General features: G+C 69.2%; 15 protein-coding genes. 10 read left to right on the forward strand and 5 right to left on the reverse strand.

Features of this window, described 5'->3' with window-relative positions; all coding sequences use genetic code 11:
• Nucleotides 1-33: 33 nt before the first annotated feature.
• Both GNX95_RS22250 and GNX95_RS22255 read right to left on the reverse strand, forming a co-directional pair.
• Nucleotides 34-1,446, reverse strand: a complete 1,413-nt coding sequence (locus GNX95_RS22250) for an alpha/beta hydrolase (RefSeq protein WP_163509320.1) — start codon at nucleotides 1,444-1,446, stop codon at nucleotides 34-36.
• Between the two features lie 9 nt (nucleotides 1,447-1,455).
• Entirely contained in the window at nucleotides 1,456-2,880 is a 1,425-nt protein-coding gene (locus GNX95_RS22255; RefSeq protein WP_163509321.1) for an alpha/beta hydrolase, read from the reverse strand.
• 131 nt (nucleotides 2,881-3,011) lie between these two features.
• Here GNX95_RS22255 and GNX95_RS22260 point away from each other — a divergent pair, with 131 nt between their 5' ends.
• Together GNX95_RS22260 and GNX95_RS22265 are read left to right on the forward strand one after the other, a co-directional pair.
• Entirely contained in the window at nucleotides 3,012-4,115 is a 1,104-nt protein-coding gene (locus GNX95_RS22260) for a sensor histidine kinase (protein WP_222853815.1), read from the forward strand.
• Nucleotides 4,112-4,765, forward strand: coding sequence for a response regulator (locus tag GNX95_RS22265; RefSeq protein WP_163509322.1), 654 nt, complete (start codon nucleotides 4,112-4,114; stop codon nucleotides 4,763-4,765). Before GNX95_RS22260 ends, GNX95_RS22265 begins: the two co-directional genes overlap by 4 nt.
• A 249-nt stretch (nucleotides 4,766-5,014) precedes the next feature.
• Here the strand turns inward: GNX95_RS22265 and GNX95_RS22270 are convergent, their stop codons facing one another.
• Nucleotides 5,015-5,482: a hypothetical protein gene (locus GNX95_RS22270; protein ID WP_163509323.1), complete on the reverse strand. Its 468-nt coding sequence runs from the start codon at nucleotides 5,480-5,482 to the stop codon at nucleotides 5,015-5,017.
• 103 nt (nucleotides 5,483-5,585) lie between these two features.
• Here GNX95_RS22270 and murI point away from each other — a divergent pair, with 103 nt between their 5' ends.
• The 7 genes from murI (at nucleotide 5,586) to GNX95_RS22305 (ending at nucleotide 12,109) form a co-directional block, all read left to right on the forward strand.
• Nucleotides 5,586-6,407 (forward strand): glutamate racemase, encoded by an 822-nt coding sequence (murI, locus tag GNX95_RS22275; protein ID WP_246281705.1) that lies wholly within the window; start codon nucleotides 5,586-5,588, stop codon nucleotides 6,405-6,407.
• Nucleotides 6,404-7,153: an MBL fold metallo-hydrolase gene (locus GNX95_RS22280; protein ID WP_163509325.1), complete on the forward strand. Its 750-nt coding sequence runs from the start codon at nucleotides 6,404-6,406 to the stop codon at nucleotides 7,151-7,153. The genes murI and GNX95_RS22280 overlap by 4 nt, the downstream gene beginning before the upstream one ends.
• A 42-nt stretch (nucleotides 7,154-7,195) precedes the next feature.
• Nucleotides 7,196-7,696, forward strand: coding sequence for a cation:proton antiporter regulatory subunit (locus GNX95_RS22285; RefSeq protein ID WP_163509326.1), 501 nt, complete (start codon nucleotides 7,196-7,198; stop codon nucleotides 7,694-7,696).
• A gap of 4 nt (nucleotides 7,697-7,700) precedes the next feature.
• Nucleotides 7,701-8,906 (forward strand): cation:proton antiporter, encoded by a 1,206-nt coding sequence (locus tag GNX95_RS22290; protein ID WP_163509327.1) that lies wholly within the window; start codon nucleotides 7,701-7,703, stop codon nucleotides 8,904-8,906.
• A gap of 151 nt (nucleotides 8,907-9,057) precedes the next feature.
• The gene (locus GNX95_RS22295; protein ID WP_163509328.1) at nucleotides 9,058-10,182 is read left to right on the forward strand and encodes a glycosyltransferase family 4 protein; all 1,125 of its coding nucleotides are present in this window, start codon (nucleotides 9,058-9,060) and stop codon (nucleotides 10,180-10,182) included.
• The gene (locus tag GNX95_RS22300) at nucleotides 10,179-11,234 is read left to right on the forward strand and encodes a glycosyltransferase (RefSeq protein ID WP_163509329.1); all 1,056 of its coding nucleotides are present in this window, start codon (nucleotides 10,179-10,181) and stop codon (nucleotides 11,232-11,234) included. The genes GNX95_RS22295 and GNX95_RS22300 overlap by 4 nt, the downstream gene beginning before the upstream one ends.
• A gap of 8 nt (nucleotides 11,235-11,242) precedes the next feature.
• Nucleotides 11,243-12,109 (forward strand): SGNH/GDSL hydrolase family protein, encoded by an 867-nt coding sequence (locus tag GNX95_RS22305; protein ID WP_163509330.1) that lies wholly within the window; start codon nucleotides 11,243-11,245, stop codon nucleotides 12,107-12,109.
• A 77-nt stretch (nucleotides 12,110-12,186) separates the two neighbouring features.
• On the opposite strand, the gene GNX95_RS22310 is transcribed toward GNX95_RS22305, so the two are convergent.
• Nucleotides 12,187-13,392, reverse strand: a complete 1,206-nt coding sequence (locus GNX95_RS22310; RefSeq protein WP_163504697.1) for an IS110 family RNA-guided transposase — start codon at nucleotides 13,390-13,392, stop codon at nucleotides 12,187-12,189.
• 907 nt (nucleotides 13,393-14,299) lie between these two features.
• Here GNX95_RS22310 and GNX95_RS22315 point away from each other — a divergent pair.
• On the forward strand, nucleotides 14,300-16,474 hold the full coding sequence (locus GNX95_RS22315) for a thiamine pyrophosphate-dependent enzyme (protein ID WP_163509331.1): 2,175 nt from the start codon (nucleotides 14,300-14,302) through the stop codon (nucleotides 16,472-16,474).
• Here the strand turns inward: GNX95_RS22315 and GNX95_RS22320 are convergent.
• Nucleotides 16,467-17,597: a hypothetical protein gene (locus tag GNX95_RS22320; protein ID WP_163509332.1), complete on the reverse strand. Its 1,131-nt coding sequence runs from the start codon at nucleotides 17,595-17,597 to the stop codon at nucleotides 16,467-16,469. The genes GNX95_RS22315 and GNX95_RS22320 overlap by 8 nt on opposite strands.
• Nucleotides 17,598-17,641: the final 44 nt, after the last annotated feature.

Here is a 17,641-nt window from a genome sequence, read left to right on the forward strand (position 1 = left end):
CCAGCTGCCGGTAACGAGGCGTTGCGGCATTTTTCAGCAGGTGGTGCCGCGCGGTGGAAGGTGCCCGGTGGTGAGGTAGCTGTCGACATGCGCGATCACGCAGGTGTTACCGGTCGCGTAGAGCTCGTGACCCGCGCCGTCGTATCGGACGGTGGAGCTGCCGGGCACGCGTCCGACGATGCGTGCGGCCACCGCGTAATCGCTCCAACTTCCGACGCCGAGCAGCGGCGCCAGACCGGCCGGCAGCGGCGCCGGCGGTGCGCTGACGCCGACCGGCCAGCCGCTGCAGTACACCTGCCAGGTCAGCTGCGCCGCGCCTGCGAAGTTCGGGTCGATCCGGTTCAGCCGCGCCCTTTCGCTGGCATACCGCGCATAGTCCGGCCGCGGCCAGTCGCGGCATTCCGAGGTCGGATAGCCGTTCGGATACGGGTGTGCCGGATCGACGACGAAGCCGGACGGATCGCCGGCCGTGGTCCGCTGGATGGCGGTGGCCAGCCTCGTCCAGTCTGCCGGGCCGGCGGCGAACTTGACCGCGTCGCTGGCCAGTTCCTGAAGCGTGCTGCCGTCGAAGTGCGACCCGTTGGGGCCTGGCAACGGCTTGCGGTCGGCGTCGCGTACGGCTCGCTGCCACTGGCCCGCGATGTCCTGGCCGTGCATGGCGCAGGTCGCGGTTTTCCCGCACCAGCCGGTGAACCGCTGCCACGCCGGCAGGATGTCGGCGGTCGCCGCCTCTGTCGAGCGCCAGTAGTCGGCGCTGTGGTCGAGCGGTCCGTCGAGCACCATCGTGCGTACGCGGTTGGGAAACTTTTGCGCGTACACCTGGCCGTAGACGCTGCCGTACGAGCCCATGTAAAGGTTCAACTGGCCGGCCCCGAGCGCTGTCCGGATCGCTTCCATGTCGTGGACGTTGCTCGCGCTGTCCATGTGGTCGAGGATGTCCGGGTCCTGCGCGCGGCAGGCGTCGGCGACGGTGCGACTGTTGGCCTGTGCTTGGCGGAATTCCTTCGCGTCGCGAGGAAGTGGCGGCGTTCGGCGCAGCTCGACGGGGACCTTGGACAGGCAGCTGAGATCGAGCGACGGTTTGCTCAGCCCGGGATAGCCGCGTGGATCCCAGGTGACGACGTTCATTTTGTGTCGCAGTTTCTCGAACGGGAACGGGTCGATGGTCGTCTCGTAGTCACGCATGAACGAGATGCCGGCTGCGCCGGGGCCGCCGAAGTTGACCAGTACGGTGCCGGCGTCGGGGTCGTCGGCTTTGAGTCGTCCGAGCATGAGGGTGACCTTGCGGCCGTTGGGGTTGGACCAGTCCAGCGGTACGGTCAGCGGCGCGCATTGCATGCCGATCTTGCCGCCACCGCCAGGACAGTCGCCCCAGTCCAGCGACTGGTTCCGTACGGGTGTCACGAGTGCCGCGGCGAGCGCGGCGATGGCGAGGATTGTCTTCATGCGATGGCCTCAGCAGGTTGTCGTCGCTGGTGGCAGCGAGCCGGTGATGAAATAGGTGTCGACGTGGTCGATCACGCAGGCGTTGCCCGTCGCGTAGAGCTCGTGGCCGTAGCCGTCGTGATAGATCATCCGGCTGCCGGGCAGTTGCCGGATGATCCGATTGGTGGCCGGAAAGTCGCCCCAGGCGCCGACGCCGAGCACCGGTGGCAGGCCGGCTGGCAGCGGCCGCGGCGGATTGACCACCGATCCCGGCCAGCCGACGCAGCTCAGCGCGAACGGGATCATCGTGCCGGCCGCGCCGAGGTTGGGGTCGATCCGGTCCAGCCGTGCCGAGAGCGTGGCGTACTGCCGATAGTCGAGCCTGGGCCACTCATGGCATTCCGACACCGGATAACTGCTGATCGGGTACGGATGCGCCGGATCGGCCGCGAAGCCGGAGCCGTCGCCGGCCGTGCCATCCTTGATCGCCTTGGCGAATGGTGCCCATTCGGCGGGGCCGCCGCCGCGGATCATGACACCGGTGGCGACCTCCTGGAGCGTGGAGCCGTCGAAGGCAGCGGTCGGTGACACCGGCAGCGCGTGGCGGTTGGCCCGCGCGATCAGACTCCGCCAGGTGGCCGACACGTTCCGCCCATGCAGCGCGCATGCCGTGTCGGCGGCGCACCAGTCGGCGAACCGATTCCAGCGGACCAGGTTGTCACCGGCGATTCGCTGCTGGGTCGACGCGTAGTCGGTGGTGTGGTCGCCCGTGCTGTCCAGCACCATCCGGCGGACTCGCATCGGATATTCGCGCGCGTACGACTGGCCGTAGACGCCGCCGTACGACCCCATGTAGAGGTCGATGTTGTCAATATGCAAGGCGTCGCGGATCGCGTCCATGTCACGAACGTTGGCCGCGGTGTGCATGTTGTCGAACAGTCCTGGGTCCTGCGGCCGACATGCGTCGGCGAGCGCCCGGCTGGTGGCCTGCTGCTTGCCGAATTCGGCCTGGTTGCGTGGCAAAGCCGGCATGCGCCGCGTCGTGTCTGGCAGTCGGGTGACGCACGACGAATCGAGCGACGGTTTGCTCAGCCCGGGATAGCCGCGTGGATCCCAGGTGACGACGTTCATTTTGTGTCGCAGTTTCTCGAACGGGAACGGGTCGATGGTCGTCTCGTAGTCACGCATGAACGAGATGCCGGCTGCGCCGGGGCCGCCGAAGTTGACCAGTACGGTGCCGGCGTCGGGGTCGTCGGCTTTGAGTCGTCCGAGCATGAGGGTGACCTTGCGGCCGTTGGGGTTGGACCAGTCCAGCGGTACGGTCAGCGGCGCGCATTGCATGCCGATCTTGCCGTCACCGCCAGGACAGTCGCCCCAGTCCAGCGACGAAACGCTCGTCGTCGGCGTCAAGACCGCCGCGGTGAGCGCCGCGGCGGCGAGAAGTTTGATTATCACGGCAACCAAGCTGCCGCACCGATCGTCGGGGCACATCGGAGCGCGAGCGGACGTCCGCCTCTGACCGTGGTCGGAGAAACCTCCGCCCCACGTCAGAGGCGGCAGCTGACCTCGGCGGATATCGTCGCCTGGTGACCGAACCGACCGGCCGCTCGCTGCGGATGCGCGAGCTGGTTGCTATCGACGCCGCGGTCGCGCTGGCGTACGCGCTGCTTTCGCCACTGTCGCCTGGCCCGCGGCCGGCCAGCTGGCTGACCTGGGTGGTGGTCGCCGCCCTGGCCGTCGCGATGGCGGCGCGGCGGCTCGCGCCGGTGCCGGTTTTCCTTGCCACCTTTACGGTTTCCATCGGCGCCCACTTGGTCGGCGCGATCACCGACCCGTTCTTGGCGGCGGCGTACGTGCTCTATCTGGTGGCCGTGAATCGTCCTGGTCGGCACCGATGGCTGACCGTGACGGTTGCCGCGCTCAGCTTCGTCGGTCTGGTGTTGGCGCTGATCAGCGGGGGTAGGGCGGTCGTCATCCAGATCGCCTGGGTGGTGCTCGGCGGGGTCGCGCTGGGGATGGCGTGGACGCTCGGCCGGCTGGTACGCGACCGGCGGCTGGCTCGGCGGCGCGCGGCCGAGCAGCTGGCTGAGCACGCGGTCGTGGACGAGCGACTGCGGATCGCGCGAGAGCTGCACGACATCGTGGCGCACAGCATCGGCGTGATCGCGGTGAAGGCCGGTGTCGCCAACCACGTGATGCGCGTACGACCGGAGGAGGCCGAACACGCGTTGCGGGACATCGAGACGACCAGCCGCAGCGCGTTGACCGAGATGCGGCAGCTGCTCGGCCTGCTCCGCGGCCCCGATCCGGTGGAGCTGCCGAAGCTGTCCGCGCTGCCGGCGCTGGTCGAGCGTGCCGAGGCGGCCGGCGTACGCGTGCGGCTGGCGGTCGACGGCGTGGCGGAGCTGCCGGAGGGGTTGGAGCTGACCGTCTATCGGATCGTGCAGGAGGCGCTGACCAACGTCGCCAAGCACGCGGCGCCGACGTCATGCCAGGTCACGGTGGCTGGCGACGGCCGGCAGGTGCGGGTTTCGGTGACCGATGACGGCGTACGTGCCGGGCTCGGCGAGGATGGCCACGGGTTGGTGGGGATGCGTGAGCGCGTACTCATGTATGGCGGCACGTTCGCGGCCGGTCCACGTCCGGAAGGCGGCTTCTCGGTGAGCGCGCGGCTGCCGGTGCCGGCATGATCCGGGTCCTCGTGGCCGACGACCAGGCCCTGTTGCGCGGCAGTTTTCGCGTACTCATCGACACAGCGGGGGATCTGGTCTCGGTCGGCGAGGCGGTGACCGGCGCGGAGGCGGTGGCGCTCGCGCGGCAGGACCGGCCGGACGTCGTACTGATGGACGTACGCATGCCGGAGATGGACGGCATCGAGGCGACCAGGCTGATCTGCGCCGAGCTGCCGGACGTGCGCGTGCTGATCCTGACGATGTTCGACCTGGACGCGTCGGTGTTCGCGGCGCTGCACGCCGGCGCGAGCGGCTTTCTGCTCAAGGACACGCCGCCGGCCGAGCTGCTGGAGGCCATCCGCGTGGTCGCCGCCGGCGACTGCCTGCTGGCACCGAGCGTCACGCGGCGCTTGATCGCCGAGTTCGTACGGATGCCCGCCCGGCAGGTCGCTGGTCTGTCCGGTGTCACCGACCGCGAACGCGAGGTCTTGGCGCTGATCGCACGCGGCCTGTCCAACACCGAGATCGCCACCCAACTGGGCGTCGGCATCGGCACGGTGAAGACGCACGTCGGCCACCTCCTGGCCAAGCTCGCCGCCCGCGACCGAGCCCAACTCGTCATCACCGCGTACGAAACCGGCCTGGTCACCCCCAAGGCGCGCCACTAACTACCCGCTACAGCTCGAAACTGTCGTACCCTCCTGCCAATCTGGGCCCCCACCCAGATCGGGCGGGGGGTGGGTTCGCGTGGCAACTTACCTAAGTTCGGAGTTGATCTTGAGCGGCGCCGCGTAGCGCGGATGTAGCGCTAAATGTCACTTTTGCGCGGTTGGTTTTTGGTCGCATGGCCACCATGCGTGCGTCAAACGCACGCATGGTGGCCATGCGACCATCCGGTCGGCGGCCGGCTGGGGGAGTTATGCGGCGAAGACGAAGCCGAAGTAGATGAGCAGGATGAGGCTCGAGGCGCCGAGCAGGATGTAGGGCACCTTGTCGCGGGTGATGGTGACCAGGGCGGCGATCGCCAGGGCGATGCCGAGGAGCCCGCAGATCGGGGTCATGACGAGTACGGCCGTCATGCCGCCGCGGCCGCTGAGCTGCAGCATGACCATCGCGGCAGCGGTCACCAGGCCGACGAGGGTCACCGCGAGGGCCCACAACGTGACGCCGATCAGCTTGAGCGGCTCCGGTCGTACGTCGTCGTCACCGAGCAGAGGATGGACGGCCGGTGGTGTGATCGGCGCCGGCGTGACCCGAGCGGTGCCGGCGGCTGGAGCGGCGAACTTCTCGGCTCTGTCCGGCTTGACCAGACTGACCTTCGACTCGGCGTCCTGTGTGCTGTCGAGGGGCGCAGAAGGGGAACTTTCGGTCGAGAGGTACGTCATAGTCCTCATTGTGCCTGTGTTCGGGCTGAACACCAGTTAGGCACACATGACGGCGGTCACGACGGATAGCCAGCGGGTGGTGGCCGTCGCGTACGCTCGCCAGGTGGCGTCATCCGACCTGCCGATCGGAGTGTTCGACTCCGGTGTCGGCGGACTCACCGTTGCGCGTGCCGTGCTGGACCAGTTGCCGCACGAGCAGATCACCTACGTCGGCGACACCGCCCACGGGCCGTACGGTCCGCGCAAGATCGCCGAGGTCCGCGCGTACGCGCTGTCCGCGATGGACGCACTGGTCGAGTCCGGCGTGAAGACGCTGGTGATCGCCTGCAACTCGGCGAGCGCGGCCTGCCTGGCCGACGCGCGCGAGCGCTACGACGTGCCGGTCGTCGAGGTCGTGCTGCCGGCGGTACGCCGCGCGGTCGCCGCGACGCGAAGCGGCCGGGTCGGCCTGATCGCGACCAGGATGACCGTCGCCAGCGGCGCATACCAGGACATGTTCGCCGCCGCGCCCAACGTCACGCTGACCAGCGCGGCCTGCCCGGCGTTCGTCGACTTCGTCGAGCGCGGGGTGACCAGCGGCCGGCAGATCCTCGGCATGGCACAGTCGTATCTGGAGCCGCTGCAGCGCGCCGAGGTCGACACGCTGGTCCTCGGCTGTACGCACTATCCGCTGCTCGCCGGCGTGGTCGGCCTGGTGATGGGAGACGGCGTCACGCTGGTCTCCAGCGCCGAGGAGAGCGCCAAGGACGTCTATCGCGTGCTGACCGAGCGCGACCTGCTGCGGCCCGAGTCGGCGCCGGCGCCACGCCACCGGTTCCTCGCGACCGGCGACGTCGAGCTGTTCCACCGCGTCGGCCGGCGCTTCCTCGGCCCGGCGATCGGCTCGGTCGGCCACTTCGACGCGCTCGCGAAGGCCGCCTCGTGAGGCTCACCGTGCTCGGATGCGCCGGCAGCTATCCCGGCCCCGACTCGCCGTGCTCCTCCTACCTCCTGCAGGCCGACGGCTTCTCGCTGCTGGTCGACCTCGGCAACGGCGCGCTCACCAACCTGCAGCGGCTGCACGGACTCTTCGACGTCGACGCGGTCATCGTCAGCCACCTGCATCCGGACCACTGGGTCGACCTGTGTCCCTACATGGTGGTCCGCAAGTACGCGCGCCGCCACGACCAGCCGACGCTGGAGCCGCTGCCGGTGTACGGACCGGCCGGCACGCAGGAGCGGCTCGGCGCGACCTGGGGTGACCCGACCGCGAGCAGCGGCGTCTTCGACCACCACGTGCTGACGCCCGGCACGGTCAAGATCGGGCCGTTCGAGGTGACCGCCGCGCTGATGAACCATCCGGTCGAGACGTACGGCCTGCGGATCGAGCACGACGGCCACGCGCTCGCATACTCCGCCGACACCGGACCGACCGACGCGCTGGTCGACCTCGCCTCCGGCGCCGACACGCTGCTGTCCGAGGCGGCCTTCCTCGATGAGCCTGGCAACACGCCGGACCTGCATCTTTCCGGCCGGCAGGCGGCCGAGCACGCGACCGCCGCCGGCGTACGGCGGCTGCTGCTGACCCACCTGGTCGCGTGGAACGACACCCAGCGCACATACGCGGAGGCACGCGCGTCCTTCGACGGCGCGTTGGACGTCGTACGCTGCGGCTCAATCTACGACATCTAGGACACGAGGCGGCGGCGAAGGCCGCGTGGCAGGATCGTCGTCATGTCAATCAGTGGCGAGGACATCGAAGTCGAGGAGACCAAGCTTCCCGGCATCGGCCTCCGGCACGATTTCATGACCCGCCGGGGCCGCCGGGTCGGTGTCGTGTCGCACCGCAACGGCCGCCGCGACCTGGTGCTCTATGACCCCGACGACCCGGACGCCTGCATCTCGACGCTGGTGCTCAGCAGCGACGAGGCCGACACGCTGGCCGAGTTTCTCGGCGCGCGGCGGATCACCGAGCGGCTGGCCAACCTCAACGAGCAGGTGTCCAGCCTGCACACCGACCGGCTGCGCGTGGCCAACGGTTCGCGTTACGACGGCCTGCGGCTCGGTGACACCCACGCGCGTACGCGCACCGGCTCCTCGATCGTCGCGGTGGTGCGCAAACCGGAGGCGTTCCCGTCACCGGATCCCGACTTCGTGCTGCACGGCGGTGACGTGCTGATCGTGGTCGGTACGGCAGAAGGCATCGCCGGCCTGGCCGAAATCCTCGCGGAGTAACCGCGTGCACGACGGCATAATCCTGGTCGAACTGGGAGCGGTGATCTTCGGCCTTGCCGTGCTCGGCAGGGTCGCCGGCCGGTTCGGACTGTCCCCGATCCCGCTCTATCTGCTCGCCGGCCTGGCCTTCGGCAAGGGCGGCATCGCGCCGCTGTCCACCAGCGAGTCGTTCGTGGAGGTCGGCGCGCAGATCGGCGTCATCCTGCTGCTTTTGTTGCTGGGCTTGGAATACACCGCCAGCGAGCTGGTCACCAACCTGCGCCAGCAGGCACCGGCCGGCGTGATGGACATCGTGCTCAACGCCGCGCCAGGCGTGGCCATCGGCCTCATTCTCGGCTGGTCGGTGCCGGCCGTGGTGGCGATGGGTGGTGTCACGTACGCGACCTCCTCCGGCATCACCGCGAAGCTGCTGACCGACCTCGGCCGGCTCGGCAACCGCGAGACGCCGATCGTCCTTTCGCTGCTGGTGCTGGAAGATCTCACGATGGCGGCGTATCTGCCGATCCTCGCCGCGGTGGTCGCCGGCGCCGGCCTGGTCAGCGGCGCGATCTCGCTCGGCATCGCGCTGCTCGCGGTCGGCGCGGCGTTGGTGATCGCGTTGCGTTTCGGCCGGGTGATCAACAAGCTGGTTTTCTCGGGTGACAACGAGGTCCTGCTGCTCGGCGTCTTCGGCCTGGCGCTGCTGGTGGCCGGTTTCGCCACCGAGCTGCAGATTTCCGACGCGGTCGGCGCTTTCCTGGTCGGCATCGCGCTGTCCGGCAAGGTGGCCGAAAACGCCCGCGCGTTGCTGACTCCGCTGCGCGACCTGTTCGCCGCGGTGTTCTTCGTGTTCTTCGGCCTGAGTACGGACCCGACCAAGATCCCGGCCGTGCTGCCGGCGGCGATCGCGCTCGCCGTCGTCACCGTGCTCACCAAGGTCGTGGTCGGCTGGTGGGCCGCGCGCCGCGCCGGCGTCGGTCCGCGCGGCCGCGTACGCGCCGGCACGATCATCGTCTCGCGCGGCGAGTTCAACATCGTCGTCGCCGGCCTGGCCGGTGGCGCCGCTGTCGAGCCAGGTCTCGCGCCGCTGGCCGCGGCGTACGTGATGCTGATGGCCGTCATCGGTCCGCTGATCGCACGGCTCGGTGACCCGCTCGCGAAAGCCGCCGGCCGGATGGTCGAGCGGCGCGAGGCGCGTACGAAGGCGGAAGCGGCCGTGGAGACCAACTGACCCGCTGTTCGCCCCTGTTCGTCTGGGGGCCACCGGCATGACACGCCAAACATGACTCCGCGTCACCAGTCGCCAAGCGTTCAACAGCGTGTCGAGGACGCGACACGCGTACGTGGCCGGATTTGCGACATTCGCCGTCACCGTTGGACACATGCGAGTGGCGATCGTGACCGAGTCCTACCTGCCGGATGCCAACGGTGTCTCGCACTCGGTGCAACGAGTGGTGGAGCACCTGAACCGGCAGGGCCACCAGCCGCTGGTCGTCGCTCCGGAGCCGGCGAGCAACGAGCCGATCCAGCAGCAGTGCGTGGTCGTACGCGTCCCGTCGGTGCCGATGCCGGGCTACGCGTCTTTCCGCATTGGCCTGCCAAGCCGCAAGCTCGAGGCCGCGCTGGTCGCACACCGCACGGACGTCGTCCACCTCGCCTCGCCGTTCGCGCTCGGCGCGCATGGCGCGTTCGTCGCCGAGCGGCTCGGCCTGCCGTCGGTGGCGGTCTACCAGACCGACGTTGCCGGTTTCGCCGGCTTCTATCGGCTTGGCGTCGGCCGCGCGGCTGCCTGGCGCTGGCTGCGCCGCGTACACGCCGCCGCCGGCCGCACGCTCGCGCCGTCCACGCCGGCGGTCAAAGACCTGCGCGACCACGGTGTGCCGCGCGTACACCTGTGGCCGCGAGGCGTCGACGGCGAGCGGTTCGCGCCGAGGCATCGCAGCGAGCCGCTGCACGACACGTATGCGCCCGGCGGTGAGCTGCTGGTCGGCTATGTCGGCCGGCTCGCGCCGGAGAAGCACCTGGAGCTGCTCGAACCGGTCACGCGGATGCCCGGCGTACGGGTCGTGATCGTCGGCGACGGGCCGGCGCGCAAGGCGCTGGAAAACCGGATGCCAACCGCGGTCTTCCGCGGCGAGCTGCATGGTGCCGAGCTGTCGGCGGCGTACGCGAGCCTCGATCTTTTCGTGCACACCGGTGCGTACGAGACGTTCTGCCAGTCGGTCCAGGAAGCGCTCGCGTCCGGCGTTCCGACCGTCGCGCCGGCCGCCGGCGGACCGCTCGACCTGGTCAGGCCGGGTCAGACCGGTCTGCTCGTACGGCCGGATGACGCGACCGCGATCGAGGAGGCGGTCGGCCACCTGCTGCACCACCGCGATCAGCTGACCGAGTTTGCCGCTGCTGCGCGCGAGTCCGTGCTCCATCGCACCTGGTCGTCGATCAATGCCGCGCTGATCGAGCACTACGACGCGGTGCGCTTTGGTGATCAGGAAGTGCGTGCGGCATGACGGCGGAGGAGCCCGACGGGCATCGGCCGGCCCGGATCGTACGGCTGGCGAGCTTCGTCGGTCCGGCGTCCGGGGGACTGCGGACGGCCTTGCGAGAGTGCGGTCGCGGCTACATCGCCGCTGGTCACGAGCCGGTCCTGATCGTGCCGGCCGGCCGCGCGAGCGACACCGAGACCGACTATGGCCGAGTGATCACCGTGCCGTCGCCGGTGGTGCCGGGGACCGGTGGCTGCCGGCTGATGGTCTCGCGTGGGCGCATACGTCGGCGGCTTGCGGCGCTGCGGCCTGACCGCGTCGAGGTGCACGATCGCGTGGCGCTGCGCTGGGTTGGTGCGTGGGCTCGCGCGCGCGGCATTCGGTCGGTTGTCGTGTCGCATGAGCGGTTGGACGCGGCGCTGAAGCCATGGATTGCCAACCGGTCCGTACGCCTCGCCGACCGGCTCAACCGGCGGACGGCGCGCGCCTTCGACACGGTCGTCACCACTACGAGCTGGTGCGATGCCGAGTTTTCGCGGCTCGGCGTCACCAACCTGCGGCGCGTACCACTTGGCGTCGACCTCACGCACTTCCACCCAAGCCACTACGACGCGGCGCTGCGCGATCGGCTGGCCAGTCACGGTGAGCTGTTGGTGGTGCAGTGCGCGCAGCGTGCGGCCTACGCGATTGAGGCGCTGCGCAACCGAGGCGTACGCGTGGCGCCTGTTGCCGCTGGCGGCGACCTCGCTCGGCTGTTGGCGACCGCGGATGTGGTGATGGCACCCGCGTACGCGTCGGCCGCGCTGGAGGCACTGGCCTGCGGCACGCCGGTCGTCGCGCCGGACGACGGTGCGCTCCGCGAGGTGCTCGGCGACGCCGGCGTGGTCGTACGCGGACTGGACGACGTCATCGCCGAGGGCGAGGCCTTCGCGGACGGGTTGTTGCAGATCGCCGCCTTGCCGCCGGCCGCGCGGAGACTGGCGGCGCGCCGGCAGGCCGAGCGGTTCGGCTGGCCGGCGGCGGTGCGCGCGATGTTGCGGGCACACGGGTTGTCGATCGACGTGGAAGTTTCGTAGGAGGAACAATGCGGTTTGTGGCCCTCGGAGACAGCACCACCGTGGGGCTCGGCGACCCGCTGCCTGGCGGTGGCTGGCGCGGCTGGGCCAACCTGCTGGCCACGGCGATGGACGCGACCTTCGTCAACGTCGCCGTCAACGGCGCCACCTGCGCCGATGTCAGCGGCCGGCAGCTGGAGAGCGCGCTCGTCCAGCGGCCGCAGATCGCGTCGGTGCTGGTCGGAGTGAACGACACGCTGCGCGGCAACTTCCGTCCGGAGGTGTCCGCGCGGCACCTGGAGCGTACGGTCGCCGAGCTGCGCCGCGCCGGTGCCGTCGTACTCACCGCTCGGATGCCGGACCCCGGCAAAATGCTGTCGCTGCCGTCCGCCCTCGCCCGCCCCCTCGCCCGCCGGATCGCCGAGGTCAACGCCGCCGTCGACGAAATCGCGCGCCGCTATGGCACCGTACATTTGGACCTCGCCGGCGACCCGCGCGCGTACAAGCGCCCGCTCTGGAGCGTCGACCGCCTGCATCCGTCGGAAGTCGGCCACCGCCACATCGCCGTCGAATACGCCACCGCCCTGACCGCCCGCGGCATCGCCGTACCCGGCCACCTCACCACCGACCCTTCCGGCGGCGCCCTGGTCACCCGCCGCGGCCAGATCTGGTGGCTGGCGACCCGGGGGACCGCCTGGATCATCGCGCGTAGCCACGACCTCGTGCCACAGCTGGCCGGGTTGGCCGTCCGCGAGATCTGGTCCGACGTACGGCTGCGGTTTGGTGGCCGGCCGAGTCCGGCCGCTCCCAGCTGCGTGGCTGAGTGGCTGTCGCCGATGCCTACGGAGTTGGCTCCCGGCGATGACGACCTGGCGGCCTCTCCGAATGCGGCTTGACTTGGTGTTGGTCGGGTCGAGGTGGTCGGGTTTCTGTTTGTTGGGTTTTTTTTTTGGGGGGTGTCCCTATGAATTTGTCAAGCCGCCGTAGCGACTGTGGCTGGTTGGGGGTGCCGGAACTGGGTTTTGTTGCGGAGCATGGCGTAGAGGACGTCGCAGCGTCGGCGGGCGAGGCAGATGAGGGCGGCGTTGTGTTTCTTGCCTTCGGCGCGTTTGCGGTCGTAGTAGGCGCGGCTGATGGGGTCGTGCAGGGCGGCGAACGCGGAAAGGAAGAACGCGCGCTTGAGCTTGCGGTTACCGCTTCGAGCGGGGTGTTCGCCCTTGATAGAGGAGCCCGAGGCGCGGGTGACTGGGGCGATGCCGGCGTAGGCGGCCAGGTGCGCGGAGGAGGCGAACGCCGAGGCGTCACCGATTTCCAGGAGGATGCGGGCGGCGGTCCTGACCGCGATGCCAGGCATCGAGGTCAGGACCGCGGCAAGAGGGTGTGCATCGAGAATCTCCTCGACCTCGTGTTTGACCTGTTCGCGTTGCGCCAGAACGGTTTTCAGGCTGTCAGCCAGGCGGGGCAGCACGGTGTCGGCGGCGGTGGTGCCGGGAACAATGACGGTCTGTTCGTCCAGCGCGGCCCAGATCGCGGTGACGAGTTTCTCGCCGATGCGGGGCGCGTGGGTGGTGGCGATCGCGGTCAGCGTGCGTCGTCCGGCCCTGCGAATGCCGGTGGGGCCGCCGCACCGGGACAGGATTTCCAGGACCGCCGGGTGCGCGATCTTCGGTCCGATCGCGCCTTCCAGGGCGGGGTGGATGCCGGTCAGCAGGCCGCGGATGCGGTTGCCGATGCGGGTGGCCTCGCCGGCCAGATCGTCATCGAATCCGACCAGGACTTCCAGTTCGGCCAGCGTGTCGTCGCCGACGTCGACCTGTCGCAGCGTGTGCGGCAGGGATCGGGCGGCGTCGGCGATGATGAACGCGTCGCGGGCGTCGGTCTTGGCGTGGCCGGGATACAGATCCGCGATACGGCGCATGGCCAGGCCGGGCAGATACGCCACCTGGTGCCCGCAGGCGCGGGCGACCGCCACCGGCAGGGCGCCGATGGTGGCGGGCTGATCCACCACGACCAGCAACCGGCCATGTCGGGCGAGTTTGTCGAACACCGCCCGCAGCTTGGGTTCACTGTTGGGCAGCGGCGCATCGTGCAGCCGCTTACCAGCCGGGTCCAGACCAACGGCGTGGTGTTCTCCTTTGCCGACGTCCAAGCCGAGGAACACGCCATATTCGCTGTTCATCCACCGTGTCTTTCGTCGCGTCGCAGGCGGTCGCCAGTCAGGCATCGACGGCCGGCACCCACGTTACGACGAGACCTACCCGACGGCGGCCGTGTCCCTATCAGCGGTCCCTCGATGCCACCAGGCTCGGTGACACCACCCCCCGGATCATGCGAACGACTGGGGACGTTAGTCATGCCGAACCTGGCGACCACAACTCCCTTGATCAGGAGCCACGAAAAAGGTAACGGGGGGTCGCCTTCGCGGCGGGCGCTCCTGCGCGGAGGGCGACCTCAAGGGGAGGGGCGCGCGGGGTTTCGCTGTTGGTCCGGTTGGGTGCCGCGGGTGCGGTTGTGTTTGTGGTGTGGACCAGGAGTGTGGCTGGTCGCCGGAGCTGCGGTGGCGTCTCGGTGGGTGGCGTGAAGGTCCAGTATGCGGGACGCGACGGCGTGTGGAGCGCTAAATGTCCGGCTTGTGAGGGTCGCGGATGGCATGAATGTCGAGTTACTTGCGTTGGACGCAAGGAACAAGGCTTTCACGCCACAGTGATCCCCGGACGCTGTGACGGGTGTGACTACTGAGGCTAGTAGTGCTGTTGTGGCTACCAGGCTGCACCAAATGTCTATTTCGATGTCTTGTTAAACAAGTGTTACGCAGCCGATCCGCCTCACCCGCATTGCCAGCCACAGTAGCCACATCAGCACCACCCGGACGCTGTGACGGCGTCCATGCCGACGGTTGCTTCCCACACGTGACCGAGCAAGCCCAGGAGACCCAGCCCCGCACGAAATCGCAACAAACAGGAGACGCACCACCTCCCCAACGCAACAACCAGAAATCCCACCCTCCAGACACAACAGTCAGACGCACCTGTGATTCAGGCGATGAGGACATCCCGACCACGCCCGCACATTGATACGTTCGACCGGTGACGCAGCCGCATCCGGTGGATGAGCATTTTCGGACCGTCGTGCGTACGTTGCCGGCCACGCCGGCGGTTGGGCGCAGCCAGCCGATACGTGACGACACCGGGCTGACTGGTGACCAACTGCTGCAGCTCTTCGACGCGCAGTTGGCCAGTCGCCACCTTGACCTCGCCGCGCGGGAGCTTGGCGCGAGCCGGAACGGGTTCTATTCGATCGGCTCGTCCGGTCACGAGGCCAATGCCGGTGTCGCGGCGGCGCTGCGGGTGACGGATCCGGCGCTGCTGCACTATCGTTCCGGCGCCTTCTATCTTGCCCGCAACCAGCAGAAACGCAAACTTGAAGACGGCATCCGCGACGTGCTGCTCGGCGTCGTCGCGGCGGCGGATGAGCCGATTGCCGGTGGTCGGCACAAGGTGTTTGGCAATGCGGAGCTGGCGATCATTCCGCAGACGTCGACGATCGGCTCGCATCCGCCGCGGGCGCTTGGGGTCGCGCTGGCGATCGAGCGCGCGCGCAAGCTCGGCGTCGATTCGCCGTGGCCGGCGGATGCGATCGCCGTGTGCAGCATCGGTGACGCGTCGTCCAACCACTCGACAACGGTCGGCGCGCTCAACGCGGTCGCGTACACCCGCCATCAAGGCATGCCGGTGCCGCTGCTGATCGTCTGCGAGGACAACGGCATCGGCATCAGCGTGCGTACGCCGGCCGGCTGGGTCGAGGCGGCCAACGCCGGCCGGCCGAGTGTCCGGTACGTCTGCGCCGACGGACTCGACGTGGTCGCAACGCACCAGGCCGCCGCGGAAGCGGCCGACTGGATACGCACGCGCCGCGCGCCGGTTTTCCTGCATCTGAAGACGATCCGGCTGATGGGTCACGCCGGCTCGGACGTGGAGTCGGGCTATCGTACGTCCGCCGAGCTGGCCGCCGACCTCGACCGCGACCCGCTGCTTTCCACCGCTCGCACGCTTTCCGCCGCCGGTGTGCTGTCGCCGGAGGAGATCGTCCAGCGATACGAGGATATTCGCGCGATCGTACGCGACATCGCCAGCGAGGCGGTGAAAAAGCCGAAGCTGACGACCGCCGCCGCGGTGATCGCGCCACTCGCGCCGCGCCATCCGTCGTGGGTCGCGGCCGAGGCAGCACAACCGTCGCAGCCGGAGTCGGACGAGCCGCTGACGCTCGCGCAGTCGATCAACCGCGCGCTGGCGGATGTCCTTGCGACACGCCAAAACACGCTCGTCTTCGGTGAGGACGTGGGACGCAAGGGTGGCGTCTACGGAGTCACGCGCGGCCTGCAGAAGCAGTTTGGCTCGGCGCGGGTTTTCGACACATTGCTGGACGAGCAGTCGATCCTCGGCTTGGCGCTCGGCGCCGGCATCTCCGGTTTCGTTGGCATTCCAGAGATCCAGTATCTGGCCTATCTGCACAACGCCGCCGACCAGATCCGTGGCGAGGCCGCCACCCTGCAGTTTTTCTCCAATGGACAGTACAAAAACCCGATGGTCGTGCGGATCGCCGGCTATGGATACCAGAAAGGCTTCGGCGGTCATTTCCACAACGACAACGGCGTCGCCGCATTGCGCGACATCCCGGGTCTGGTGATCGCCTCGCCGAGCCGCGGCGACGACGCGGCGGCGATGCTGCGTACGTGTGTCGCGTCGGCGGCGGTCGACGGCTCGGTCAGTGTTTTCCTTGAGCCGATCGCGCTTTACCACACGCGAGACCTGCATGTCGAAGGCGACGGCGAGTGGATGACGGCCTATCCATCGGCCGGCAGCCACGTGCCGCTCGGCAGCGCGCGGACGTACGGCGACGGCACCGACCTGACGATCATCACCTTCGGCAACGGCGCGCCGATGAGCCTGCGCGTCGCCAAAAAGCTTGCCGATAGCGGCAAAAACGCGCGCGTGGTCGACCTGCGGTGGCTCGCGCCGCTGCCGGTCGGCGACATCGTCGCGGCGGCCGAAGCCACCGGTCGCGTGCTCGTCGTGGACGAGACGCGCCGCACCGGCGGTGTCTCCGAGAGCGTCGTGACGGCCCTGGTGGACGCCGGTTTCACCGGCCGGATCGGCCGCGTGGCCAGCGAGGACAGCTTCATCCCGCTCGGCGCCGCGGCCAACCTCGTGCTGCTGTCGGAGGACACCATCGAGCGGGCCGCGGCGCGGCTGGTCAGCTGACCCGCACGCGTACGTCGTTGACGATCTGCTGGTCCTGGCCCGCTCGGTCGGCGCCGCCGGAGGCGGTCATCACCAGCTGCCGGTCCAGCGGACCGCCCTGTTTGCTGTGGAAAAACCGGCTGACCGCCAGCACATAGCGGCCGGTGCCGATCGACGTGGTGACGTTTTTCGCCTCCGCGAAGGTCGACTGGCTGTCCGGCGCGATCCAGCGCTGGCCGAAGGTCTCGATGTCGGCGCGCTGCTGCCGCTGCTGCGCCGCCGCGCAACCGCTCGGACACGCGCGGAACGTCAGCCGTACTCGCGGCCGCTGGTCGCCCTGGAACTGGTCGTCGATGCACGACACGACCGTCGTCGTCGCGTCGCTGGAGAGCAGCAGGCAACCCCATGAATCCGGTACGCGGAAGGAAAACGGCACGCCGCGCAAGCTGATCGTGCGGGTCTTGTCGGCGCTGGTGAACTTCTTCCACGACGCCGGCCAGCCGCCCTTGGTCGGCGGCTCCGGCGCCGGCGACACACTCGGCGCCGGCTGGCTCGGCGTCGCCGACGGCGTGCCTGACGGCATCGGATGATCCATCGGCGCACCCCAGCGCGCGTCGCTCGGATCGGTGCTTGGGTCGCCGGAGCCGCTTTGCGTGAGCAGGACCGCGCCAAACGCGCCACCGGCCAGGCAAAGTACGACGACCAGGCCGATGATGATCATCAGTGGCAGCACCGGCCGGCTGGCCGGCTTGTCGGTCGCAATCCCGGCGAACGGATCGGGTGGCACCAGGTCGGCCTCCGACATCGGCACCGGCGCGGCCAGCTTGATCGTCGGGTCGAAGTCGCGTACGAGCTGGTCGGCGCCGGTCGGGTTGCCCAGCGCGGTGGCGACCCAGGGCCGGTCGGCCTTCGGCTCGGCGGCGAGTACGCCGACGCCGTCCTCCTCGCCGGTCGCCACGATCCGGACCAGCTCGGCGAACCGCTTCCGGTCCTCCGGCAGCGCCTTCTCGGTCAGCCGCGCCACGATGGCGTGCCGGCCGCCGGCGTCCTTGGCCAGGAAGATCTCGCCGAGGTCGCCGGCACCGAGGCGGTTGGTCAGCTGGTATGACCCGACGCGCAGGTCGGAGCTCCGGTTCGTCGTCACGAAGGCGACCGTACGGCCGAGCCGCCGCGGCCGCCGCCCGGGGC

The organism is Fodinicola acaciae (assembly GCF_010993745.1).
GTDB classification, from domain to species: Bacteria; Actinomycetota; Actinomycetes; order Mycobacteriales; family HKI-0501; genus Fodinicola; species Fodinicola acaciae.